The organism is Paenibacillus agri, from assembly GCF_013359945.1.
Taxonomy (GTDB): Bacteria; Bacillota; Bacilli; order Paenibacillales; family Paenibacillaceae; genus Paenibacillus_AQ; species Paenibacillus_AQ agri.
This window is the reverse complement of the sequence record NZ_JABWCS010000219.1, coordinates 21783-48197: the sequence shown is the minus strand read 5'-3', so window position 1 is coordinate 48197 and position 26415 is coordinate 21783. Positions and strand designations below refer to the sequence as shown.

The following is a 26415-nucleotide window of genomic DNA, read 5'->3' as shown; positions in this document are numbered from 1 at the left end:
GTTTCGCGGCTCTATCAGAGCGGCACCTGCTACTTGCAAGTGATGTACAAAATTGGATTAGAAAAGGGAAAAGAACGAGGGCACTAACTTCTCCCCCGTTCCATCCTTTTCACTATATGATTCAAAATACTTTTTCAGACACTACCCGAAAGCTCCTAAGGCAGTCTTACCGCAACCACCGCCGCCATTTCTCTGGTTACTGGTGCGGATGGGTCAAACGATCCGTTAAAGCCGGTCATGTATCCCAATTCAGACACAGACTGCACAGATCCTAGTGCATACATGCTGATGCTCACTTCGTCTTTGAAGCTTGGCTTATTCACCGGAGCTTCAAGCTTGAAGGCTCTGGCAATCATCACAGCCATGTCCTGACGGGTAATCGTGCCGTTCGGATTGAAGGCCGTCTTGCTGACACCGTCAATGATGCCAAGCTCCTTCGCCTTGATAACATCTCCGTAGTACCAAGCCCCTGGTTGCACATCGCTGAATACCGAAGCTGAGGAAGCATTTGCAGGCTGGTTGCCTGTCAATCGGAGCAACAATGCTGCAAATTGCGCCCGTGTAATGTTGGCTTTTGGCGCAAATACAAGACTGTCAGCACTTACTCCCTGCATAAGTTTGTTATCAAATGCGGTATGCACTGATTTCAGAGCCCAGGCGGAGATTTGTCCTTCATCGGCAAAAGTCACGCTTGGAACCGGAGTCGTAACCACCGGTGCAGCGGAGAAGCTATACAATTTGTCCTTATCATTCAAGAAACGGTCGTAAGCTGCAAGCGCTAGTAACGCCTGTTCCGTCGCAATGCTATTGCTGGTCTTGTCACTCAAAGCATGTGCATAACCGCCGTCACCTTGTTTGAACGTCGCCAAATTGCTCAGCAGACCACCTTTAGCTTTCACAAAGCGCGGATCGTTAAGGCCTGTGCCTACAGACGTCAGGGCAATCATCACCTGTGACACGCTTTCGCTGTTCTCAGCGCCGTACGACTTGTAACCGCCGTTCTCCAACTGTTGAGCGGAGAGCCAGCCGAGTGCTTTGTCGATGGCCGCTTTTACGAGCGCTTGATCCTTGTAATTAGACAGGGCCGTTACGGCCATAGCAGTAATATCAATGTCAGCAGCACCGCCAACCGACAACGGGAAGCCGCCTTCCTTCGTTTGTTGCTTCAGAAGCCAATCTACCAGGCGTTCACGTGTCCACTGCGCATTTGCAGGTACAGCGTAAGCGCCACTGTCCAGTGCAGTCAAGGCAAAGATCACACCGTTACTGCCTTGAGCAATCATATTAGCATTATTGTAGATTTTCTCGATAAGATTGTAGCCGCTGATGCTTTGCGGATCGCTGCCCACAGCCGCTGCAGCCAATGCAATCCGTTCATAATCGGTCACTTTGCGGAACTCGCCTTTAGCCTCAGCCAGTTGAGCTTTCAGGCCGCTCAGGTATGAAGCAGGTACTGTGTTGCCAGAACGTGCCAAACCGATAGCCTGCCAATCGCTGATTGTTTCTGCGGATGTAATGTATTTTACAGCCCCGGCGATATCTTTCTTAATCTGATCTTGCTGTGGCTCCCATAGACTGCGGTCAATGACTGCATAGTCGGTAAAGTGACTAACTTTTCCTGTAACAATGCCAGTCTTCGCATCTACCGTAGTCGGAACCGGAATCCATTCATTAGTAGTCTTGTTCAGCCAAGCCATAGTCAAATTATCCAGATGTTCCGTAGTGATAGGTACTTTAATTGCCAGATCCACCGGCTTCGCGAACTTCGTGCCATCCGGCGTAAATTCATACAGTCCGGATACCAGTTCGGAACGGCTGGAGGAGATTTCTTTTACATTAATCGTAACACCACTGGACACTGCGCCAGCCGGAATACTTAACTGCACTTCTCCGGCATTATCCTTCAATGTCGCTGCTGCTCCGACTGGAATCGCCTGCGACAAGGATACTGTATTAGCTGCCAAAGTCTGCTTCAGTTCCGCTGCCTGGGCAGATGTCATTTTTTCATTGGCATTGCTTACTGTTGTAGTCTGTCCCACCTTGTTGAGCGGCAGAGCATTATCCGGGCTGATGACAACCGCAGTGCCCGTTCCTGGAGTACCGGTGGTTGGTCCCTTCGGATCGGTTTCAAAGGATGGCTCACCCAGATCGACTCCAAGATTTGTTGTATAGCGCCAGGCAACCGTATCCCCATCTGCAAGCGTAGTATAGGCACCTGCACTGTAGTTCGGGAATACTCCATTGACCGAGTACATCCAACCGCTTTTCTCACCACGGTCGAACTCTGCCAAGCCATCAATTGATCTAACATATAAGCTCGTGCCGGAACCGGTAGCAACCACTTTACCTCCCAACTGGCGAACCAGCAAGGTATAAGGTGTATCACCTGGATTTAAATTGACTGTTGTGCTAGGAACGATCGTACCGCGAATGGAATCGCCTTCCACCGAGAAGGTGACCTGCGATTTTGCTGGTGCAGGCGTTGGTGTTGAAGTGCCGTTATCCTTAGCAACGGATATTGGGCTTACTGTTCTAACCACAGTTGGGACCGCATCTTTGCGGTAACCCGTAACTTCTATTGCATAATCACCAGCAGCCTTACCAGAAGCAAAAGTTGCTCTGCCGTCATCCTGCGTAGTAGCCGTTTCTCCATTTATTGTAACTTGAACACCCTTAATGGGCAGGTACTCCGCCTGACCCGTGTTCCCGTCATTAACGTTCTTTCTAACTAGAATTTTGAACGGCTGTCCAGCTACAGGCTGTGCTGGTTCTACCTGAATGGAATCTATCAGGGAAGTAATACCGTAATCCCCATAGTAGAATACGATCTCTTCTCCGCTCTGCAGCAAGTATGCTCCCGCACCGGTATTCGGGCTGGTCCAGTGTCCATCTTTTTTCACAGCATACATCCAGCCATCGTAGCCGTGATACTTCCCTGCTTCTATTTTGTTAATGGCAGAGACATATTCGCCCCAAGCGCTCCCCGTCACTTCTAGAGGAATATTGTTAGATTGAGACAGTTTTCTTAGGGCCTGAAGTGGACTTGTTGCATCTACAGTTCCAGATGCTACAGAACCTTCCGGACCTTCAATAGTTATAGCAGAATGAGATTCTGCCGTTACGCTGAACGTTGAAAGTGTACGTAACACAGTTGGTGCCGAATCTTGACTATAACCCGTAACCTCAATGTTGTAAGTGCCTGCGGGCAGACCAGCAAAAACGGCCTTACCGTCACTGTCCGTAGTTACTGAGTTCGCTCCAATGACTACCTTTACCCCTTGGGCAGGTACGTTACTAGTCTGAGGCTGATTGTCAACCCAATTCGTAACATCTTTGTAGACTTGAATCGTAAAAGCTTCTCCCGGAGCCGGTAAATCTGGCAAGACATTTACGTGATTAATAAGGCTAGTGTTAGAGAAGTCGCCATAATAAAATACAACTTGTTGTCCCGGGTCAAGGACATAATCCCCCGCACCTACATCTGGCATTTCCCAATAGCCATCTTTTTGGACAGCAAACATCCAGCCATCCGACTTGCCGTACAAGCCTTGTTCAATACCATTTATACCAGCAACATACTTACCGTAAGCAGTATCCTCTATATTTAGCGGGATATTATTTTTTTTAGAAATTTCCTCCAGAGCCTTTAGGGCCGTCGGCGCTTCTACATTCCCCTGCGCAATCGTTCCTTCAGGGCCTTCAATTCTAATTGAAGCCTGAACGGCCGGTTTTTGAGAAGCCGGTTGCTTTAAGCTATAGAACTTCTCCCCTTTTAGGAATAACTGATACGAGATAAGTGCTTGCAGTGCCTGTTCAGTAGCAAGGTTATCAGATTTTCCAGACATAGCATGACGGAAGCCGCCATCAGGCATTTGGTAAGCTAACAGGTTGGTGATAAGGTTATTTTGTCCCTTAGTGAACTCCGGCCCTGTCGGGTCAATACCAGCAGTAGTCAAGCCAAGAATAGCCTGTGAGTTAGCCTCACTGCTCACACCCCAACGGCTGTCATAGCCGCCGTCCTTGTTCTGATTCTTGGACAGCCAATCTACGGCACGCTGGCCTGCGGTCTCTACTTCAGGAAAGCCATTGTAAGTGTAGAGAGACTGTAACGCCATCCCCGTTATATCTGCATTGGAACCAAAAGCCGAGAATACACCCGACGGATCTTGTTTCGAGATGAGATTATTCGCAATCCGTTCCTTGCTCCAGACTGCATCGTCAGGCACATTATATTGTCCGGCTGTTATAGCTAGCAATGCATATATAGGGCCATTTATACCTTGAGCCGCTACGTCCTTGCTATTATAAATCGGCTCAATAAGATTATAGCCGCCGAAGTTGGTTGCATCACGACCGATTGCCGTAACAGCAAGAGCCAACCGGGCATACGTAGTTACATAAGGAGGAGAAGAAGCAGTCATAGCACTCTTCACGCTCTTCTCAAGACTCGCAATATAACTATCCGGTATCTTTAACCCGAGACGCCCATAGCTAATTGCGATCCAATCCGTTGTAACTCCTTTAGTCTGAACATACTTTATAGCGTCTGTAATCGCTTGTTGAACATCTACGGGTTCTTGTGCAGCAGCAGTAAACGCCGCTGCGCCGTAGGTGGCGTCTGTCACGCTAGTTTCTGTAACTCCTTGATCAATAAGGCTTTGCTGTGCTTCGGCGAAGGCTTGTCCTGCCGGTATCAGCGAAGAGCCCAGAATGGAGATGACCAGCAGTAGTGCCAGTCCAAGCGCAAGCGCCCGGGATGATAACATTCTTTTCATCATGAACCTCTTTTCTTTATAATTTGGTTTATGCTGGAAAACAAACAACATAAAAACCGCCCTAACATGAAGGGCGGTCAGAACAAACTTGGCTTGAGGGCAGACGTACGGAAATCTCTTTCCTTGAAAACACGTCCATCTGCAGCTGGTTCCCTTCCTCACCCCCCGAAGGCATGGGAACACCTTGAAGAAGGCAGGTTTCCTGGCTCATGCCTCATCGCTTCTTTCCGCCTTCCCGACTCCTTTATAGGAACAGTGGCCTTTGAAAAGTCGCTCCGCATCTACAGTGGCGGGACCGCGCCGGATTTTGAACCGGACTTCCCTTTTAAGCAAACCCAGACGCTCTGAGTCTGCACCTTCTCCATTAAGTATACTACTATTAAATTTTAATATTCCTAATGATAGCTATAATCCCCCGGTATGTCCATAGAAAAACTGCCGGAATCGGTATTGGCCCATTTTCACAGCGAAAAAGCTCCTGAATGCTGCAGAGCCATAACTTGTCCAAGTCATAACTCTGCAGCGGTTCAGGAGTAGCAACTATTTTTTCGTCTTTGGTTTTGTTGTAGCCGTTGGTTCAGGGCTGGCTTCGTTCTTTGCCGAAGACTCATCAGTGCTTGGTACGGGCTCCTTATCTGACAGCTTCAGCTTATAGTCTCCAGCTTCAATCGTGCTACCCGGTGCCAGCACAGCTCCAGGCTCCAGTTCAAGGGTAACCTGATATTGGCCCTCTTTCTGGTCTATCAGTCCATCCTCTCCCTCTGGCGCAGGCGAAGGTGAAGCAGCAGGATCAATCGTTGAAGATGACTGCTCTTTCTGATTCGCAGCATTATTAGCTTGATCAGTCACAGTATCTTTGGTATTGGCAGATGAATGCGGGGAAGCATCCGTTCCCGTGACTTCTTCGTTTCCGGCTACGTTACCTGCATCTGAATTCTCTTCTCCGGAGGAATCTCCTAAATCCGATGATGGTAATGCACACGTACTGGTCGTAGCTGTTACTTTATACGTAGTCTTGGTGTCATCGGTATTAAGCACACTAATCTCGGCCGGCTTGAAACTATCGCATTCAGACGCAGTAGGGAAAACAAACTGCAGCTTGCTGCCCTCTTGCTCACCGCCAGGTACCAACAGATAGGCCATGACCGGCAGCTGATCGGTACCAGCCGTTTGGGTCGGACTTGGCTGCGGACTGACCTCCGGCAGCGTGCTCTCTTTCCCGTCGGGTCGCAGCATACTAATGGCTATAATTGCAACTATCAGGACAATTCCGATCGCGAGCCCCGAGATCAGGATTTGAAATCGACTGCGGCTGACCCACCGCGCCAGCGGAGAAGCCAATTGGGAGCGGGCTTCATCATATACATTTTGCAGAGCAGGACGTGCGGCTGCAAGATAAGTTTTGCGGAATTCACGATTCTTGAAAGCTTCCCGATCATTGCTGAGGAAATATTTTAGAATGGCCTGGCGGTATCCCGGCTGCAGCTTCTTGTTCGAGATTACAAACAATGGATTGCCTTGTGACCAAGCCAGGAAGCGGTAGACGGTTTCTTTATCCGAACCTGCCTTCTGGTTAACCATTTCCAGCAGCGCTTCGTAATCCAGCGGCCCGCCCTCACGGTGACTGCTATAATAAAAGCCCAGCGGCAACCGGTCGAAAGGTTCAGCGGACCTGGCCTCCTTCAGCCAGCGCCGTCCAAGAAGCTGCACATCATCCAGCTCCTTCGGAGTCAGTCCGGCGAAGATTCCCTCATCTGGATTCTCTTCCCCGAACCAGCGGTAAGCAGCCCGCAGGGCGTTCTCCTTCTGCTTGCTGATTTGATCCAGCGGCGGATACCATTTGGCAGCCCCCTTGGGATAACGCAGGAAAGCAATATCCAGCAGCTGCTCCTTCGTTAGTTCTGCCAGAGACAGACGGTTCAGCACAAAACGGTCAGCGGCCGCAGCCAATCCGCGCAGAAGTTCAAGCGCTTCAGGCTGGATACCACCGCTGCGCCGCCGGTCCTTCTCAGCTTTCTCCACACGCTCATGAATCCCGGCTGCAGCGGCAACAGGATTGGCTTCACGCTGAAGCTTTTCCAATAAATAATCCTTTGTCTTGTCCTCAATAAAGGTCTGCTGAAGCACTTCAGGCAGCGTGCGTCCCCAATAGAGTACAAAGCCAGCAATATCCGCTGCTGATGCGGCGGCAGCCAGACGGTTCTCCAAATACGGCTCCAACAACTTCCGGCGGAAGATCGGCTGACCCAGCACTTTTTTGAAAAAGGCCGCACTCAGCTCTTCTTCACTCTCGATAATGGCATACGCTGCCTTCAGGTCGTCCTCGCGCCCTTGGTTGCTGATGTTCAGCATCCCGTTGATGAAATAATCGACGATACGGCCCCTGTAATTATGTCCCGGCAGCACATAGTAAGCCTTGAAGCTCTCCATCAACGCAGGGATCAGGAGACCTCCTTGTCTGATCTGATCAAATTCCCGGTCAAATCGTTCCAGAAAAATATCGTTCAGCCGGACCCGTGACTCCAGCGCGCCAGGCCCTTTGAGGTAATCCAGCAAGCCGCCAAGAACTGCGTATTTGTTCTGTTCATACAAACCTTCATTACCTTGTTCAATCTCGTAAAATACAGCCAGTTCATTATAGAGCCCGAGCGATAGCTTGCGTTCCAAGCTTTCCCCGTCCAGCATCCGGTCGGCAAAATGACCGAAATCATTCATGCTGCCTCCGCTGCTCGTAACCTTCCAGGCCAGATCGGCATACTGCTGCCGTGAATCCCCGAATTCAGCATTAGTACTGCGCCCAGAGACCAGATCGAAAGTAAAATCCTTCTCCACATTGCGATCGCCGGGACGAAGTGAACCATTCTCGACGAAGGTCAAATGAATATATTTGCGGCTCTTCGGCTCATTGGCATACGTAATAACACCCAGTCTGCGACGGAACTCATGGGGTAGTGCGCCGAAAATAACCTCGGTCAGCTCTGCTGCCCGTCCCGACAACTCTCCAATAGGCACATCCAGCGCTATATAGATCTTCTTCTTGCCGGCCACGGAAGTCATTACCGCCTGCAGCAGTGACTTGAACAAACTCTCCCCAATATTCAAAGAAGACAGCACTGTCCCCGGGTCAACCTGAGTTCTGCCCGCCACCGGGATAGAAGACAGCTCTGGCAACGTACCACCAAGCTCACCTGTGTAGCTCTCCGCAAAATCCGCATGCAGCCAATCCCCATAATGCTCCACAATCTCTTCTGCACGAGCAGCAGGAACAACAAAGTTATGGGCGAAAAAAGCGCTCCGCTGACCCGTGAAATCTGCCGACTGATAGCGGCTGTTCCCGATGACGGTCTCCCCGTTCTCCGTATGGAACAGGTGCAGCGCTGAAGGGTAGGACGCCTCATCCTTCTCCCCGCGCGCCGTCAGCTCCGCTGGAGCATCATAGAGGCAGAAGGGATGAAGGATTTTTTTGACAAACCCGCCGTCCAGCCCCTCCGACTTCGCTACCGTATCGAACCCTTCTGTGGAGCGAAAAATCCCGCGCCGCTCCCGGGTGTACATCTGCTGAGTGATCATCGCCCCTGAATGATTCTTCACGGGCCGTCGCTCCCCTCAATGTAATTCAGCTTGTGAAGCAGCCAGATGAACGGCTCGTCCACCCGAATCGGGCTGACCACCCCTTCAATCTTCTGATTCACGGGATTGCTGCCGAGTGCGGATACGGCAAAATAAGCAGTGTTGGAGAAATACACATCCATCGTATCCTTGAACGGACGGTCCACCTTGCCGATAAACCGGCGGATTTCCCCGTCGATGTTATGGAATTCGTCCAAATTCAGCGTTTTACGGTGCACATAGTTATTGAATACGTTACTGTTCGACTTGATGTAATCGCCATCTTCATCTTTTAACGAGTGGAGCATGTCGCTCTTCGCCAGAACGATTGCGGTAGGAATGTCCGTCTTGCTCTTCTCCTGATAAGCAATAAAATCGCCGAACATGGTCAGAACAACATCGCGTGGCTCGTCATATTGCGAGACCCATTCGCCCGGACGGTCGCCTATGTTGATGCGGATCTTCTCGCGTACGGAACGAATCTGCAGCGGATCAACCATAAACAGGATACCTGCAGAGTTCTTGATATGCTGGCCATGCAGCCCCAGATAATCCTGGTCGACCATCCCTTCACCCGCAACATCGAAGAAGACCAGCGTCAGCGGCGGTTTGCTCTCGTCCTTGAAGACAAACTGGAAGATAAACGGCTCTTGCATCTTTTCCTTCTGTGTCGAAGCCAGCAGATCCCCGCGTTCAAACAGCGGCTCTTCATAGAGCGTACGGAACTTGCGGCTGATCTCGGCATTCAGCGGCATACAGGCAGCATCAAAATGCCCGGCAGTGGTGTGCTGGAGCGTATGAATCAACGCCGTCATGTACACCGACTTCCCTACTTGAGAAGCACCGATAATAGAGATAATATTGCTTGGCACCTTGCCGGCTGTGACCGGAAGCTCGTTATGGCAGGACGGGCATAGCCGTCTGCGTGTAAGTACCCCATAACGGTCCGTCAGACCGGTGAGTACATTGTCTGTATAATGATGATATTCCTCTGGGATATCAGCCGGACGAATAATAGCCTCGATGTCGTCCACGGTGTCCAGTCCAAAGCGTTCACGGTATTTATTCAGCGCGTCATCCTCGCCAAGCGCGTAATTCTCATCGTCCTCCCGGCTATGCATAGCCCGAAAGACCACGTCCTCCGGCGCAAATTTAGTAAAGCAGAAGGGACATACGATATCGTAATAGAGCGGTCGCGGCTGCGACTGATTCTTTTTCATAAAGCGGCTAAAAAAAGACATCTTTCATCCTCCTTAAAGCTTTACGCAGTAAAGCCCGTTTCGTTCACACTGGCCAGCCTGGACTGCGTGAAGTATTGCAAATCACCTTGCTCCTGGTGCAAAGCGCCTTACTCCGGTACCAGTTCATAGACAAGCCCATACTTCCGTCCATCTGTGAAAAAGATGCGTACAAAATCATCCTTGCCGATCTCAATCGGCGGAAGCTGGTTATGTCCGGCGGCAAAGTCCTGTACGAACGGAAAGCGAATGCCATCGTCTTTGCCCGCAGGATGACCGCCACGTTTCTTAACATAACACAGCACATCTCTTGCTACCGGGACCTCTGCCGTAATGGACATATGTACGGTCTTTTGCTTGGCGAACAACCCTTTTTTCTGAACAATAGAGTAATAGATCCGTGCCTTGCCCGCACTGACAAGCACGCGGTTGGCGTCGTCCCTCTGTTGTACCAGCACGGTCTCACCGTTCTCCGTATGACGAGCATAGACGGTGTAAGCGACCAGCCCGATATCATCAAGCCGGTCACGATAACCGTTATTGGATTTGTATTCTTCACGTGTATAGAGCTTCATTCCGCCGGGCGGAATGTCTCCGGCCACAGGCTTATCCGCAGGGCCTTTATGAATGCATACGGCCTGCACACCATCCGGCCAGCGCCATCTCAGCGTGCAGAACCGATCCTCCACCTGTGTTGTGATCTCAGTGATCAGGGGTGTGGATGAATCTGCTTCAGCATACCTCATGACAATAGCTCCTTTCCACTTCTCCTAGAATCCCTTGCTTCCCCGATTTCTGCGTGGCCGCTCAAAGCTGTCCGATGTCGTAACCGCGGCAGGCGTTCTCGTGCCTCTCCGGGTCAATCGGCCTTCGCCAACCGGAATGACTCCGGTGAACACCCCGATGATTGCAGCCAGAACCAGAACAGCCAGCAGTCGGATGAGCGCGTCACTGAAGGTGTGGCCGCTAAGACCGTATTCCAGAATCAAACCTGCCAGCAGACCAGATGCGGCGCCGCCGATCCCGAAGCTCTTGGCCAGATGGCGGTTGTCGAAGACAATGCCCAGTCCCAAGCCCAGTGCAGTCCCGATAAGAAGCAACGACAAGATCCGGACCACCGCATAATAAGGACTGTTCTCTGTAGCGTCGCTGCGCTCCGTCAGAAGCGTCCGGTCACCGAGGCGATCATAGATTTGCTGAAACACATCGCCAAGACGTCCCGCATCGGTCACATCATAATACTGGCCCCCGGTCACGCGGGCAATCTCCTGTAGCAACGCGGGACCAGACGGGTCCTCTATGCCCAGCCCAATCGTATTGACCGCAATGCCACGGTCCACAAAGTCCTGTAACTCCCGAGCAGTATCCATCTGGCTAAATCCGTCTGACAGTAGAATGACCATGGAGCCACGATCACTTCTGCTGTCGCTGTTAATGACATTCAGCGCCTCGTGCAGCGCACCACTGATATTCGTTCCGCCATCCGTAGTCTTGAGATTCAGGATAGCCGCCGACACCTTCTCCCGGTTCTTCGAATTCGAAAGAGATGTCAGCGGTTGGGCAATGGACACCTCTCCATTGAAGGTCAACACCGCCACCTGATTATCCTTATCCATCCGCATGACAAGACTCTGAGCAGCCGAATAACGACGATTGTCGGGATCGCTTTGGTTCATACTGCCGGAATCGTCGATGACCATGACGACATCTTTAATCGGTCTGATGCCGCCAAAGTTCAGTTCATACACGAACTCTGTCACTGCACCGACGCCAAAGGCCAGCACCAGTGTCAGGGGCAGCAGCTTCCAGGATAATCCCAAGTACCGCTGCTTCCAAGAAGCGCCGTTCAGCCTTGGCGAGATGATCTCGGCGATCAGGCAGCCTACCCCGATTCCCAACGCTACGACCGCAAAGTAAATGCCGACAAGCACGATGGATGGCAGGTCTGTGAGCCAGCGGCCCAGCAGCCATTCCCCGATCAGAAAAGCTACGGCCCCCCCGATCAATGCGAAGAAGAGCAGGAGCATATTAATTTTACGCTGCATGTTCATTCATCCTTTCCGGTGGAACATAAGTGAAACCTGATTGAAGCTGTTCTTTGCTCTTCCTTGCCTAACGCATGCATCTTTAACGCAGCTCGGGAAGATGTTCCTCTTCGATGGCATGCAGCTTGTAGCCGTTCTGAACGTAAGTCTCGTAGTATACACGGCCATTCCGGTAATACAGCAGATCCTCCAGATGGAAGCCGCCCATAAGGTTGAGCTTCTCTACCCCGCTTCTGCGCTGCTCATGCACAAAGCCCAACCGGTAAATCCGGGTCGTCTCATCCACACCGTAGACATAGCGCAGGAATTCGGAGGTGCTGTCACCAAAGAAATATTTCTCCTCATGCCGATGCTCCTGCGTATACTCGAATAGCCGCACATTGACAATGGCCCCTTCTTCCAGGCTGCGGTAGAGCCGCTTGAACAGCTCTTCCTTAGACAACACCTGCTTGTTGTCATAAGCGACAGCCACATTGGCCCGCCGGAGCAGCTCCTCTTCGAAAGAAAGTGCGAAGGCTTCAGCCGCCAGCAGCTCCCGCCGGCAGATCTCGATCAGGCGTTCTACAACCGCCTCCTGACCCTGGTCCAGCAGCTGCGACAGACTGCCCAGATACCGTTCACTGAAGAAGACGCCGGGACCACGCCGGGTCTCGATCTCCTTCATCACCTCTTCGGTAACTACACCATAGTACTCCATGATGTTCTGACCGATGTCATCGCGTGTCCGCTGAATGCTGTCCTGGGCAATGCCACGCAGTTCTTCCTCAAGCGTCTCCATGATTTTTACGCGGGCGATGCTCTCCGCATGAATCCGTTCCAGTGCAGCTTCCAACCGCCGGCATAGACCCAGCTCAGTTTCAAGCTGTAGCAGTTCATATTTCTTGCCATAGACGACTGTAAAAAGATACTGGATAAAGTTGCGTACCGTACGCTTGTCGAACAGCGGCACACGCTGGAATGGCTGGCGCTCCACAGTGTCACTATAGAGCTGCTCAAGTTCAGCCTTGGCATTCGCCAGTACTGACCGGAGACCGGCCATATGCTGGCGCAGCCCGTACAGCAAGCTGCCAGCATCATCGCGGTCAGCCGTCCACTCTGCCAGCTGATAGAAGGTCACCGCCGGAACAGCCTCTTCCTGCGCAGCCAGAAGCGGCCGCCATTCCCGCAGCGGTTCTATCGACTCCAGCCGCCCTGCAGCAGCGGCAGTGAAATTGCTGCGGAAATAGTCGCTTCCGCCGCTGCCGAACAACAACTCCTCAGCCTCCCGCAACGACAAATATTTCAATTCGTTGTAAGATGGACGACCGTGACTCATCAGTCCCGTCATCTCCTGCAGTCCTGCTTCATCCGGCAGAAGCTGCAGGGAGCGCTCCCGCAGGGTATCGGCGCCAAGTCCGAACAGAGCCTGCCGCTCACGAACACCCGGCATACTGCCTTCACGCATATTCACCGCCAGCCGCCGAAAGCCATGATACAGGACCGCCAGGGCAATCTGCATATTGGGCCTTCTTACGCCGGAGAAGCCTGCGGTAGCATAGCCCTGCCGGCCGGAGCTGCCCCGGATGCCGCTTTTAAACGTCATATTGTTATAGCCGCCATGTCCGCTGGCTTCGTCGGATGTAGGACGAACCCGGTTCTTCAGCAGACTGATGTGGGAGATGATCTCGTAATTGTCCTGCATGCCGCCTGTAGGCATCATGCCTCGCTCATTCTTGTCGGACAGCAGATAGACCAGATCAAACAGCTGGGAAGGACCATGGCTCACCGGAATGGATAGCCCGTCTTCAGTCACAAGCAGCGGCGCACGGAACGTGTAGTCCGGCAACTGCATTCCTTCCAGCTCACGCATAAAGGCCAGCCCGACCGAGCTGGAATACCCGAAGTTATCACCCTGCTCACGTTCGTTGATCAGAGCGTACAGGTCTGTCTGCACCGATTTGAACGATTGGCCCAGCACAGCGCGGGCCAGCAGCGTAATTTCCGGCAAGAACACATTAAGCGGGTCATCGACCCGCGTAATGATAGAAAGATGGATGACGTCAAAGGAAGAATACAGCCGACCGTAATCCGCTATGCTGTTGCTGATCCGCCGCAAGGATCGGTTCATCTCCGCCAAATAGCGGCTATCCTCCTGAAAGGCGCGATAAATATCCGCTCGGACGGTGCGTGGATCATGTCCTGCCGCAGAGGGCAGGGTCAAGGGCATAACCCGTGCGCTCCCACTGGCTCCGTATCCCACCGGACTTCCCCCTTCCGGCAGGGCGTGCATAGCCATAACGCCTCCAGCGTTATCCCATTTGCGTTCACAGCTGTCCAGCACCGGAGCAATGACTGGGGCAATTTTGTCACCTACAAATAAAAACAGGGCGGGGTAATGGATACTGCTGCGCCCATCCCCCTTGCTGCGCAGCGCTTCCTCCTGCTGCGCATATTGTTCTCCATAAGATAATGCTAATGATTTAATCATAGGATTATTTCAGCTTTCTGCGGATACTGCCAAGCTTGCCGGTCATGCTCTTGTAGAATCCGTACATTTCGTCGCCATTGGCATGCTCTACCCGCTCATACTCTAGGCTGTCGCGAGCCTCCAAGAAGGAGACATACAGACCTTCCAGCTTATACAGCAGTGGAGATACATCTTCAGCAGCAGTCATCTCGCCTGCACGACGCGCTGCCTTGCGCAGCAGCACACTGCGGCTCTTCTCGTCCAGACTGCGGAAATGACGATACACCGCATACTCCACATAACTGCGTTCCTTCATCAGATTGGCGAATGGCTCCCAAGCATCTTCTTCTTCATCACGATCATAGACATACAGCGCACCTTTCTTGATGATGCTGTCTGTATATAGAGCTTCAAGGAACTGGTCCATCCACTTCTCTTCATCCAGATATTGATGCAGCAGTGCATCCAGCTCTGCGGCCTTAGCCTCCAGCTCAGCAACCTTCGCCAATTCTTCACGAACACGGGTAATCAGCTGTGGTGTGCGAATCAGATTCTCCTTCGCCAAATCCTGGTTGACACTGCCAAAGATATCCTTGACTAGCTCGCGTTCCAGCCCCTTCTCCCGCAGCAAGCGCAGCTCATCTGCAGCCTTCTTGACCTCGCCAAGATTCGGGCGCGGCGCTTGCAGCTGCAAATCAAAGCCTTTCAAGAAGGCTTCAATATCAAACGGCTTCGTGAATATAACCGAATAGCGGCTGCTTGTGTTCTCATCCGTTCCCTTCTCGACAATCACACCTGACGCCAGTGCCTTGTCGAAATCGGCACGAACGCGGGCATTGTAATCACGGACACGGGCGTTAACATAGGTGTCGCCCCATGATTTTTCCGGAATTGGTGACGGCAGATAAGTCCAGTTGTTCTTGTCTGTCATCACCAAATGGCGACCAATGCCTTCTTTGTCCAGAATGGTCCGCTCGTAGTTCTCCTCAAATACGCGCAGCGGTGTATACACGAAGAGCGGCACCCCGTTGCGTGTGTTCAGCCAGAAAATACGATTCTTAACTTCGCTTTCCTTGATCGTAAAGTGCGATTTGCCCAGCGCATTATTCTGATAATTGCGAATACCTTTCAGGATGCCCGGCGCTTTGACCGGAACCGAGACGAAGCCCCAGGATGGAAAATGAAGATTGCCCGAACTGTTACTAAGATGGAAGGTCGGCACGGCCTCCTCGTCCAGCTTACCGGCGATGATACGCTCCACGAATTTGTCGAGCGGCTCCTCATGGCCGTATTTCATCACGAGGAAATCCTCCATCGAACGGGTGATTAAATCGCCGAACTTATCGCTTAGGAAATCAGAGATGGAACGAACTACATCAATCTCCTGCTCTCTGACCCAGCGCCCCGAGTGCTTAAGCATTTCCCGGGTGAAGTCACGAATCAGATCGTCGCCATCCTTCTGGTCCATAATTTTGGAGATCGTCGCGGAAATATCCGGTACATTGACGATATTCCAATAATAAGTTTTGTTACCTTTATGATCAGCTTGCTCTTCACCGTTGATGAGGATGTCCCCATTCTTGGCAAAAATCGAGCTGAGTGCACTCAGAATCTCTGTAAACACGCCATAAATCCGGCTGTTCTCTTCGTTCAGCAGCTCGTACAGATCCTCATAAAATTCAATCATTCGCTCAGTACGCTCTACATCAGCATGTAGCCAGTACTCATTGATCTTCGCTTCAATATAAGCGTTCTTCTTCTTCTCCTTAGAGACAAAGGCGCTCCGGGCATCCCCCAGCTTCTCGTCCGCACTGTCCTGCGCCGTCTCAATATCACGCGGGAGGCGCAGCAGACTTTCGCGAAGTGTCTCAATATATGACTGAATTGACTTCAGGATACAAAAGCCTTTTTCGGTATAAAGCAGCCGCGAAACATAGAATGGTCCTTGCTCTGGATGGAGGAAAATCCGCTCCAGCTCCTCACCAAACCGGCCGACAATCTCACCCGGAAGCTGCTTTCTCGCCTTGATATACTCCTCGCGCGCACGTGACAGGAAGTTCTGCTCCAGCTCCGTATCCATGCTGACGACCTGGTTCTTGATGACATTGGCATGGCTTAACCGTTCGCTGTTCTCGAAGCCCGGCAGCGGCTCAGGCACGCGGGATTCAAAGGTCTTGACCATGCTATCGAGGTCGATACCCAGCTTGCGGGCGAATTTTTCTACCTCTTCTTGACCCGGTGCTTGCTTGAACATTTTCTCCATTTTATCGAACAGGCGGTAAGCCAGATAGGTTGTCATTTCCTCAATCGGCAGGACAGCAGATGAAGCCCCAATAATATTGTATTCATAGTTGGCCGGATAAGCCTTGTTCATCTGGGCAATATTGGTGCGGATGTTACTGATATAGTCATGAATGGCGAATTCTTCACCAGACTGCTTCTCTTCACTAGCCATAAAGTTGGTGATATTCTCTGCCGTTACATTCATGCAGTAATCATAGGCGTTCTCCAGCAGCTTGCCCTCGGTATTGGTCGCGGAGATGAGATGACACAGATTAAATGGAGGCAATGGCGAATTCACGGTCAAAATATTGCCGTACTGCTGACGGAATCTTTCGCCCCGGCTGTCCACATTCATCCAGTAATCCAGTTCCTTCAGCGCCGCATATCCGTTCTTACGGATATATTCACGGGTATGTTCGCTCAGGCTCTTGTTCGAGAGATTCACGTCTGGGGTAAACAGATAACCAAGCGTATTCACCCGGTCAATCCCCGCAGAGCCAAAGTCGCGTTCAATAATACCGCGCACAATATAAGCGATATCCAGAAAAGCACCGCTGCCCGTTCCGCCAGACAGTCCTGTCAGCAGGAACACCATCAGCTTCTTGTTGGTGCCTACAGACAGTGTCTTGATCTTCTTGTCAATGGCACCAACCACTTGGTTAATCTTGGTGAACAAGAGCAGTCGTCCCGCCTGACGCACGCCGGCAGCGCCGTTCATACCGTCCGTAATGCTCAGTTCAGGCGACAGCCAATCCGTGATATACGGGTCCAGAATACTGCGGTTCTGCAGCAGTCCCCCGATTTCGGCATTGGCTAAGAGCACGAATTCATTCTGCGAATCGAGCCCGATGCCTTTATATTTTTTATTACGATCTTGTTCGTTGGTTTCAAAAGCTAAAAACTCTACATTATCCGGCTTGTCCCGCTTCTTCTTGGACAACGGATCTTCTGGCAGCTTGAAACGGCGGTTGATCTGGTATTTCAGGCGGAGGAGGGCGTCAATGCCCGTGCCCCCCAGCCCGATAATGAGTATAGGATTGTCAATCGTATCGACTCTGATCTTATCGCTGACAATTCCCCCGCCAAGCGATACATCCAGTTGCTGAATATGCTCTCGTACTACCGGTTTCATAAGCGTTCCTCCTGAACTGTACTAAAGAATCTGGTTAAACCAGGTATTCCAGTAAAATTGTTTTGTCCACGCTATGCAGTGATACCGAAACGCGGTCACCACTTTTCAGTTCCAGACCACGCGACGCATCAGCGGCGCGTCCGGATCTCTCCACGGTGATGCCTTCGCCGCTGCGGAGAAGCAGTCTGTCGTTCTTGCCCGGAGTGAAGACGAGCTTCTCACTTTCCTTAAGCTCAGGTGCTAACTGCAGCAGCTGATGCAAGTTGAACTTGCCTCTGAACGCAGCCAGCTTCTTATACTGCGGATACGTCTTCTCTCCGGTATTCTCGTCCCGCACCTCGATGACGATTTGGCCGGTAAAGCCGCGTGTCGCCTGCTTCCGCAGCAGCCACAGGGCTACTCCAGCCGCCAGCAGGAGCACAATTCCGCCAATGATATAATACAGAGTCATAGATTTCGGCTTGTCGGCGAGCGGGTTACTGCTCTCCGGGGCCGCTGTAGCGCCGCCAGTTCCAGCAGTGCTTTTCTTGGCGCTGACTGTCACAGGATCACTCTCACGGTAAAAGCTTCTTTCCTCCGCACGCACCTTCAGCTCGTAATCATGGCTCTCCTTCACCTCAAACGTCCCTTTGAAGACATCCCCGGTGTTATCCAGCGGGATTTCTTCAGTAGTGCCCGTATCCAGGTCCTTGGCCAGCAGAACGGCCTTCATATTTTGATACAAATTGCTGAGCGTTACCTGAGTACCGTTGCTGAATAAGTGGGAAGCAATATCGATCTTGTCGCCTTTTTTATAGGATGCGGAAGGCAGCGCATCTATTTTAAGTTCCAGGTCATAGTTGAAAACGAGATTAATATCAATTTTATCCTTGGGCACCCCTTTGATCTGGAGCTTCCAATCGCCCTGCTGCGGAGACAACAGCTTAATCAGGCTGTAGGTCTTCGACTTCGAGAGCAGAACATCGCCTGAAGGTATAGCTACTTCTTTCCCGGTTGGGTCCTTCAGCTTCGCAGTTACAGGCTGTGAAGACATAATGGAAATATTGGCCTCCAGCACGCTGGCGTTCGGGACGTTCACCGTCACCTCCTGAAAGCTGCCGTTCCCCGTAATCGACTGCACCGGTACAATCTTGAGCTTGAGATGGCTGGCAAAAATTTCGCTGAGGATTTGCGGCAGATCATCTGCCGAATCTGTAGAGAATGCCTTGCCTCCTGTCTTCGTGGACAGGTCAGCCAGAGATTGCTTGTTCAGCTTGCCATCCGCATTCAGACCAATGGTATAAATGGGATAGCCGCTCTTCTTGGCCTCATCCAGTGCTGTATTCAGCTCCTGATCCGATTGGCTCTGAGTCCGTCCAGTGGCTTTGTTAAAATCGTTGTTACCGTCGGCGAGCATGACGATGAGCGGTTCATGGGAAGGATCGCTGCCATTCTGCAGCACCTTCACTGCCTCCTTCACGCCTACGGCAATATCCGTATAAGCGCCGCGGTCCAGCCCGTCAATGAAGTCCTTCAGATCCTGCTTGTCGGTCGCCGAATTGATCTGCAGCAGCGCCTTTTCCCGCTGTACCTTATCGGTGTAGGCGACAATACCGACCTTGTCTCCCTGCGCGGACAGCATATCAATGAACATCTTCATTGCTTCGTTGGCAATCTTGTTCTTGTCACTCTTGTTCATGGAGTTGCTGACATCAATCAGCAGCACGGCATCAATATGAGATGGCGCCGGGGTTGCGGCATGAGCCAGCCCTGCACCTAGCGGGGCAACCGCGATACACAGGGTCAGCAGCAGCGCCGGAATAAGACGCCAAAAGACAATCTTCGATGTTTTTCTACGGTGGTCATTATGAAGCATAAAGATGGCTCCTCTTGTGTTATAGTAGGCAAATATGGAAATCAGCCAAAAAGCTAAAATCTGTAAATAGTATGCCATTATGATATAATTAAACCTTGTAAACTTCAACTTTTAGGACTGATGAACTGTTAAGAAAGAACGCTATAATTCACTTTTTTCGCTGCACTATCTTCCAGAAGAAAGGAAAAGTCACATGATTTCATACGTTATTCTTGGAGTTGCGTTCCTATATGTCGTAATTCACATTGCTATCTATGCCTCCCGCCAGCGAAACCCGCTAACCCGGGATGATATGGACGAGATGCTGCTCGCCACCTTAAATGGGGGTGACAAGGGTCATGAGTAAGAAGAAGCCTGTCACATTCCGACCCTTCAAGGCGCCCCGCTATTCCTTCGACAAGCTTCGCATCTGCAGGCGCTGTGGCCGCTATACGGCGCTAAACGAAGAGCGCTGCACAAAATGTGGCAAAGCCTCCCTAGTTTCGGTGGAGCACTATGCCAGCGCCCGTGCGGGGCGCAAAATGCATACCCGGTTACTGCTGGTCTTACTGCTTACCCTGGTTTCTGTTTATTTTGGCGACAGCACGCTGCAAATGGCCCTGTGTGGTGCAGGCGGACTCCTGCTGACCGGGCTTTTCTACTATACGCAGCGAAAAGTCCGGCAGAACGAAAATTTGCGTGCTCTGGAGCATCTGCTGGCCTATAACATCGGAATCATCAAGGAGGGGCTGGAGCTTAACCGCCAGGAAGCGGTGTCTGTCCTTCGCGAAAATGATGTGCTGGCCTATGAGAAGCTGCGCGAGATTGCCATTCTCCTGCGTGGCGACCGGGTAGCCCGGCAACGGGTCGCCCTCCTGCACGGCTTTCAGCTCCGTAAGGACATGGATCTCGAAATGGAACAGCTGCTTCTGAGAGAGTTCGAGCCGCTGCTGGCCGAATACATAGGAGAGATTGCCAAGGTGCGCCGGGATCTGATCAAGGACCGCACACTGCGTTATGTTCAAGCCTATGAGACCCAGATCCGGCAAATGGATAAAGGGATCGCTATCCTGACTGGCGTGGCCGGGGCGGCCGTTCGCATGAAACGTTATGCGCTGCTGCACTCCCGTTTCATCGGCAGATACGTGCATGAGCTGCCCAAAGACCGCTTCTTACGATTAGCCCGGCTGATCGAGGCCAATCCTTATGAGCCATGGAACGGGCTTGACCAAACCGTAGCTGAAATTCGTGAATTCAAGTACCGTTGGGACCCTGAATTTCAATAAACCATCGTATGGCAAAAAAGAGGCTATAATATATGACGATCAAAGAAGTAATATCCCTGCGAAATTTTATGATCATTTTGTGTATTTCAATGGTTTTACTGCTGGGGCAGAAGGCCCAGCGCATGTCTGACAAGGTGAATGCTGTGCAGGAAGGCAGTCGTCTGCATGCGGCAGGCGACCTTATCGGCGCAGAAGAAAAGTACCGCGAGGCGAGGGAAAATCACTCCTTTTCATACAAAGAAGAAGAGATAGCAACACAATTGGAGAAGCTGGCCCCGATCACAGCCATCCGTACGGGTCTGGACAACGTTGCCCGGTACGCCAGCTCGCAGGCCCTATCAGGTGACTTCGAAGGATTCATGAAGAGCTATGATGATCTTCTCCAGCTGAAATCCCAGTATATGAAGCCCGGAGGCCCTTACGAAGCCTATTACCGCAAGTTGTCTGCCGCGTCGGGCCTTTCAGAGGAATGGACGACTTTCTTTCAGCATTTCAAAAAGCAGTTTTTGGACACCCTTGCCCAAAACGCTAACGGAAACGACGGCGGGGATGACGTGAAATGGAAACTGCTGCGGATACCAGATGCTTTCTTTGGCGGTTCATCTGCTAAGCAGGAGCAATTGAATGCTGCGTTCCGCAGCCACGATACAGGTCAGTTAAAGGCCTTGGCCGCTGCCGGAAGCTTCGGTCCCTTGCTGGAAAGCACCTTGTCCATGCATAAGGCGTACGAGAGCCATAAGTATGCGGCGCCCTGGCTCAAGGAACAAGTGGAAAACAGCGGACGTATCATCCTGAAGAAAGATCTGGAGGGCAAGAACATATCCGCCTTCGCAGAACATGCTGCCGCCTATCGCAAGTTCGCAAGCAGCGCAGGCTTCAAGGCAACCCAAGTGCTGAAGTACATAGATGCTCAAAATGCCAAACTGCTCAAAAGTGCCGCGAGCAAAGCCAAAAACGGAGCATACGAGGACGCAATCAAGCTCTACACCGAGCTATATCCATTAAAAGACCATTCCGAGGACATTGCAGCGGTCCGCCTCGCCTGGAATATAGCTGATCCTGTACGGTTGCTCCCCGGAGGCGGGGAGCAGGGGCGCTACAATAATGTGATTTCCGGTAAAGGAAAGTACGGCGCCAAGGTCTATGTTGCGGCAACTGACAGCAGCGGGTCCCTTCATTATGCCGTAATGAACAAGGATAACGCTGTATCATCTTTCTCCATGGGCGTTATTCCCGGGTTCCCCTCCTTGCACCTGGTCTTCTTTGACGAGGCTCTTGAGGCAGCCACCGGAGAACCTGTAGTTGTTGCTGAAGCCGACAGCACAGATGACAACGGCAGGACACTTTTTACAGGTTATGCGCTTCAGATGCAAGGAATATCACAACTGTTCTCCTTTAGCGGGGATAGCTACGAACTTCAGCCAGATGGTTCCATCCTTGTGCATAATGTTGGTGCTGGTGCCGGAGAGGGTAATGCGGGGCAGACAGCCATTTATCGCAAATCGGGGGAAACCTACCAATTCTCCGAAATCGTACAGGCTTACCCGCCAATTCAGGCATCGGAGCTGGAGCTTCATCCTTTTCAGAATGTATCGATAGGCTGTGAAATCTATCTCGACAATTCAGGCAGTGCTGTCGCTTATGCCGATGGCCGCTACATCCTGCTTCAGGGCTATCAAGGGTCCATAACAGGCCCCATGCTGCTAAGCGGTCAGTTCCAGAATGACTACGGTATACTGCAGACCGAAACTGGTGAGGAGAGCGTCCCCGTATTTGTGGTAACTTCTGCCGGGAGTTTGAGTATAGTGAACTAAGCGAATCAAGTCAGTACAGACACCCTCCTGAATGCCATTCAGGGGGGTGTTTACTGCCAGCACCTTTTCCACCCTTCACAAAAGAGACAAGGATCATTTTAAATTTTTTTTACCCTGAAGTGCTCTCGCAGTTGCGTATTCTGGATCTGTTCCAAATCCCTTATTCCACCTGCCCTCCCGCTAATATTCTTCTCAATTCAGCTCTTTTTCTAGTATGAAATCTCGTGATTTGCGCGTTCTCCCTACCCCTTGAGATCTATTGACTTCTCCATATCTAGTGTTAAAATGATTAAGCGTCTCTAAATATAGTGTTATTCCAAAGAAAACGGTTTATATACAGGGTAAACCCTATCAGGGCGCGGTTTATCCCAAAATCTAATTTTAATAAGCTGGAACAATCGCTTCCACTAAGGAGGAAAACAACCATGCTGATTGCTTATGATTCCAAAACAGGCAACGTCAAACGGTTCATTAACAAGCTGAAGCTTCCGGCCGTACAGATTGAAGAGCATATGACGATAGACGAGCCTTATGTACTTGTTACATACACCACCGGATTTGGACAAATTCCAGAGAAGGTGTCTTCTTTTTTGGAGAACAACCATACAAGTCTGAAAGGAATCGCCGCCAGCGGCAACAAAAACTGGGGTCAACTGTTTGCGAATAGCGCAGATTTGATTTCAGAGCGGTACAATGTGCCGGTCATTGGCAAGTTCGAGTTGTCGGGAACTTTTGGCGATGTAGAACGGATTAAACAGGAGGTGAACCGAGTTGCGGCATATTGAGCTGAACAACATGCTTTTGAAGAGAGACGAAGAAGGATTCTTCCAATTAGATAAGGACCGCGAGGCGGTTGTGGAATTTATGGGAGAAGTGGAGCGGCGCAGCCTTACTTTTGCAGACACTAAATCCAAAGTGGATTATATGATAGAGAATGACTACTATGAGAACCTGTACGAACGCTACGCTGCTTCAGAGATTGAGGATGTTTACCGGATCGCACATGAATATGGCTTCCAGTTCCCTTCCTACATGGCGGCTTCCAAGTTCTATACAGACTACGCGGTGAAGACCAATGACCGGAAGCAATACCTGGAGCACTACCCGGATCGTGTGGCTGTGGTGGCTCTGCATCTGGCCCGCGGTAATGCCGATACCGCTCGTGTACTGGTCCGCTCGATGATGGAGCAACGTCTTCAGCCAGCTACACCAACCTTCCTGAACGCAGGCAAGAGCCGTCGGGGCGAGATGGTCTCCTGCTTCCTGCTCGAAATGGATGACTCTCTGAATTCGATCAACTATGTACTGAATACATGCATGCAGCTCTCTAAAATCGGCGGCGGCGTGGCGGTTAACCTCTCGAAGCTGCGCTCGCGCGGCGAGACGATCAAAGGCGTGGAAGATGCGGCCAAAGGTATCGTGCCTGTGCTGAAGCTCATGGAAGATGGATTCTCCTATGCCGACCAGATGGGGCAGCGTAAAGGCTCCGGGGCGGCTTACTATAATATTTTTGGCTGGGATGTACTAGAGTTCCTGGATTCCAAAAAAATCAATGCCGACGAAAAACTGCGACTCAAAACACTGTCCATCGGACTGATCGTGCCAAACCGTTTCTATAAGCTGGCTCAGGATAATGAGCCGCTGCATGTGTTCGCACCATATAGTGTGTTCCAAGCCTACGGCACCCATCTGGACGATATGGATTTGGACGAAATGTACGACAAACTGCTTACTGACCCGCGCGTTAAAAAGAAAGTCGCGATGGGCGCACGTGAGATGCTGACCAAGATCGCCATGATTCAGTTGGAATCAGGCTACCCATATATTATGAACAAGAGCAATGCCAACAAGGCACATGCGCTGAAAAATATCGGCCAAGTGAAGATGTCGAACCTTTGCACGGAGATTTTCCAATTGCAGGAGACTTCCGAAATCACTGATTACGGTCAGGCAGACACCATCCGCCGGGACATCAGCTGTAATCTGGCTTCACTCAACATCGTCAACGTTATGGAGCATGGCAAAATCCGTGAATCCGTTCATGAGGGCATGCTGGCGCTGACAGCTGTCAGCGATATGACCACCGTCTCCAATGCCCCAGGCGTGGCGAAGGCGAACAAGGAGATGCACTCCGTCGGACTGGGCGTTATGAACCTGCATGGTTATTTTGCCAAGAACAAGATTGCCTATGAGAGTGAACAGGCCCGGGATTTCGCCCGCACCTTCTTCATGACCATGAACTTCCACTCGCTGGAGAAGAGCATGGAGATTGCCGCCCAGACCGGTGAGACCTTCCATGGCTTCGCAGAATCGGATTATGCCACAGGCGTTTACTTCGATCGTTATCTGACTATGGATTATCGTCCGGTGACACCTAAGGTGCAGGAGCTGTTTAAGGATATCTATATCCCTACCCAAGCAGATTGGGCGCAATTACGTGATTCTGTTGTCAAAAATGGACTGTACCATGCTTACCGTCTGGCGATCGCGCCAACGGCCAGTATTTCTTATATCCAGAACGCTACTTCCAGTGTGATGCCGATTGTGGAGCAGATCGAGACCCGGACCTATGCGAACTCCACTACGTACTATCCGATGCCTTATCTGCAGCCTGACAATGTGTTCTATTATAAATCTGCCTATCAGATGGACCAGTTCAAGGTCATTGACCTGATTGCCGAGATCCAGCCCCATATTGACCAAGGGATTTCCACTGTCCTGCACGTGAACAGCGATGTTACCACCCGCGAGCTGGCCCGCTGCTATCTCTATGCGGCGCACAAAGGGCTGAAGTCGCTATATTACACCCGGACCAAGAAGCTGTCTGTCGAGGAATGTATCACTTGCTCGGTATAACCGTAGGCTTTTTTTGAACAGAAAAGGAGATTACAAAATATGAGCGCTATCCAAGCCGTAAACTGGAACCGACCGGACGATGATTTCACCCTGATGTTCTGGAATCAGAATATTATGCAATTCTGGACCGATGACGAAATTCCGCTTTCCGATGATAAAATGTCCTGGCTGACTCTCAGCGAGCTGGAGAAGGATGCCTACATGAAGGTACTGGGCGGTCTGACTCTGCTCGATACCGTACAGGGCGGCGTGGGTATGCCGCAGATTATGGAGCATGTGGACGGCCTGCAACGCAAAGCGGTGCTGGGCTTCATGGGGATGATGGAACAGATTCACGCCAAGTCGTACAGCAGCATTTTCACAACCCTGGCGAGCACTGAAGAGATTGATTCCGTCTTCCGCTGGGTGGAAGAGAATCCCCGCCTCCAGACCAAGGCAGAGACCATCTCCCAATATTACAAGGCTATCGAATCGAAAAAAGACTTGTACCTCGCCATGGCGGCCTCCGTGCTGCTGGAGAGCTACCTGTTCTATAGCGGCTTCTTCTATCCGCTTTATCTGGCTGGTCAAGGCAAAATGACCTGCAGCGGCGAAATCATCGACCTGATCCTGCGCGACGAGAGCATTCACGGCGTATACGTTGGCGTGCTGGCCCAGGAGATTTACGAGGAGCTGGAGGAAGACGAGCAACGTGATCTGCACCAAACCCTTGTAGGTTTGGTAAGATTCCTGCACGCGAACGAGGAAAAATACACCGAAGAGATTTACGCCTCCATCGGGCTTGTAGATGAGGTAAAGACCTTCTTGCGCTACAATGCCAACAAGGCGATGATGAATCTCGGACATGATCCGCTCTTCGATGAAGAAGAGATCAACCCGATTGTCCAGAACGGGATTAGCACCCATACGAAGCAGCATGATTTCTTCTCCAAAAAAGGCAACGGCTACGTTCGTGCGATGAACGTTGAGCCTTTGAAAGACGAAGACTTCCTGTTTTAAGTTATAATCCTGATTAAACATAAACAGCCAGGCCCCGTAAGGGGTCTGGCTGTTTTGTTGTGCGTGGCAGATGAAGTATTACTTGAATGCGAGTGCTA

The 26415-nt window shown here is 51.3% G+C and carries 14 protein-coding genes and 1 riboswitch; of the genes, 6 read left to right on the top strand and 8 right to left on the bottom strand.

Annotated elements, in window-relative coordinates; all coding sequences use genetic code 11:
* Positions 1 to 155: 155 nt before the first annotated feature.
* The 8 genes from HPT30_RS24040 to HPT30_RS24005 all read right to left on the bottom strand — a co-directional run bounded on the left by HPT30_RS24040 (position 156) and on the right by HPT30_RS24005 (position 19383).
* Positions 156 to 4778 (bottom strand): DUF4430 domain-containing protein, encoded by a 4623-nt coding sequence (locus tag HPT30_RS24040; protein ID WP_175373848.1) that lies wholly within the window; start codon positions 4776 to 4778, stop codon positions 156 to 158.
* Positions 4779 to 4950: 172 nt separating this feature from the next.
* Positions 4951 to 5150: riboswitch (cobalamin riboswitch) on the bottom strand.
* A 165-nt stretch (positions 5151 to 5315) separates the two neighbouring features.
* Positions 5316 to 8366, bottom strand: coding sequence for a GAP1-N2 domain-containing protein (locus tag HPT30_RS24035; RefSeq protein WP_175373847.1), 3051 nt, complete (start codon positions 8364 to 8366; stop codon positions 5316 to 5318).
* Positions 8363 to 9625 (bottom strand): hypothetical protein, encoded by a 1263-nt coding sequence (locus HPT30_RS24030; protein ID WP_175373846.1) that lies wholly within the window; start codon positions 9623 to 9625, stop codon positions 8363 to 8365. The genes HPT30_RS24035 and HPT30_RS24030 overlap by 4 nt, the downstream gene beginning before the upstream one ends.
* 107 nt (positions 9626 to 9732) lie before the next feature.
* Positions 9733 to 10368, bottom strand: coding sequence for a beta-mannanase (locus HPT30_RS24025; RefSeq protein ID WP_175373845.1), 636 nt, complete (start codon positions 10366 to 10368; stop codon positions 9733 to 9735).
* 24 nt (positions 10369 to 10392) lie between these two features.
* Positions 10393 to 11667, bottom strand: coding sequence for a vWA domain-containing protein (locus tag HPT30_RS24020; protein WP_175373844.1), 1275 nt, complete (start codon positions 11665 to 11667; stop codon positions 10393 to 10395).
* 82 nt (positions 11668 to 11749) lie between these two features.
* A complete protein-coding gene (locus HPT30_RS24015) occupies positions 11750 to 14134 on the bottom strand; it encodes a transcription initiation factor TFIID (protein WP_175373843.1) in 2385 nt (794 codons plus the stop codon).
* Between the two features lie 4 nt (positions 14135 to 14138).
* Positions 14139 to 17528 (bottom strand): tubulin-like doman-containing protein, encoded by a 3390-nt coding sequence (locus HPT30_RS24010; protein WP_175373842.1) that lies wholly within the window; start codon positions 17526 to 17528, stop codon positions 14139 to 14141.
* Positions 17529 to 17562: 34 nt separating this feature from the next.
* On the bottom strand, positions 17563 to 19383 hold the full coding sequence (locus tag HPT30_RS24005; RefSeq protein WP_175373841.1) for a vWA domain-containing protein: 1821 nt from the start codon (positions 19381 to 19383) through the stop codon (positions 17563 to 17565).
* A 193-nt stretch (positions 19384 to 19576) separates the two neighbouring features.
* On the opposite strand from HPT30_RS24005, the gene HPT30_RS24000 reads away from it, so the two are divergent.
* The 6 genes from HPT30_RS24000 to nrdF all read left to right on the top strand — a co-directional run bounded on the left by HPT30_RS24000 (position 19577) and on the right by nrdF (position 26317).
* On the top strand, positions 19577 to 19729 hold the full coding sequence (locus HPT30_RS24000) for a hypothetical protein (RefSeq protein WP_175373840.1): 153 nt from the start codon (positions 19577 to 19579) through the stop codon (positions 19727 to 19729).
* Positions 19722 to 20648 (top strand): hypothetical protein, encoded by a 927-nt coding sequence (locus HPT30_RS23995; RefSeq protein WP_175373839.1) that lies wholly within the window; start codon positions 19722 to 19724, stop codon positions 20646 to 20648. Before HPT30_RS24000 ends, HPT30_RS23995 begins: the two co-directional genes overlap by 8 nt.
* A 32-nt stretch (positions 20649 to 20680) precedes the next feature.
* On the top strand, positions 20681 to 22462 hold the full coding sequence (locus tag HPT30_RS23990; RefSeq protein WP_175373838.1) for a hypothetical protein: 1782 nt from the start codon (positions 20681 to 20683) through the stop codon (positions 22460 to 22462).
* A 425-nt stretch (positions 22463 to 22887) separates the two neighbouring features.
* Positions 22888 to 23247 carry a class Ib ribonucleoside-diphosphate reductase assembly flavoprotein NrdI gene (nrdI, locus tag HPT30_RS23985; protein ID WP_175373837.1) on the top strand — a complete coding sequence of 120 codons (360 nt, stop codon included), beginning with the start codon at positions 22888 to 22890 and terminating at the stop codon, positions 23245 to 23247.
* Positions 23234 to 25318, top strand: a complete 2085-nt coding sequence (gene nrdE, locus HPT30_RS23980; protein ID WP_175373836.1) for a class 1b ribonucleoside-diphosphate reductase subunit alpha — start codon at positions 23234 to 23236, stop codon at positions 25316 to 25318. Before nrdI ends, nrdE begins: the two co-directional genes overlap by 14 nt.
* A gap of 39 nt (positions 25319 to 25357) precedes the next feature.
* Positions 25358 to 26317: a class 1b ribonucleoside-diphosphate reductase subunit beta gene (gene nrdF / locus HPT30_RS23975; protein WP_175373835.1), complete on the top strand. Its 960-nt coding sequence runs from the start codon at positions 25358 to 25360 to the stop codon at positions 26315 to 26317.
* The last annotated feature ends 98 nt before the right edge of the window (positions 26318 to 26415 follow it).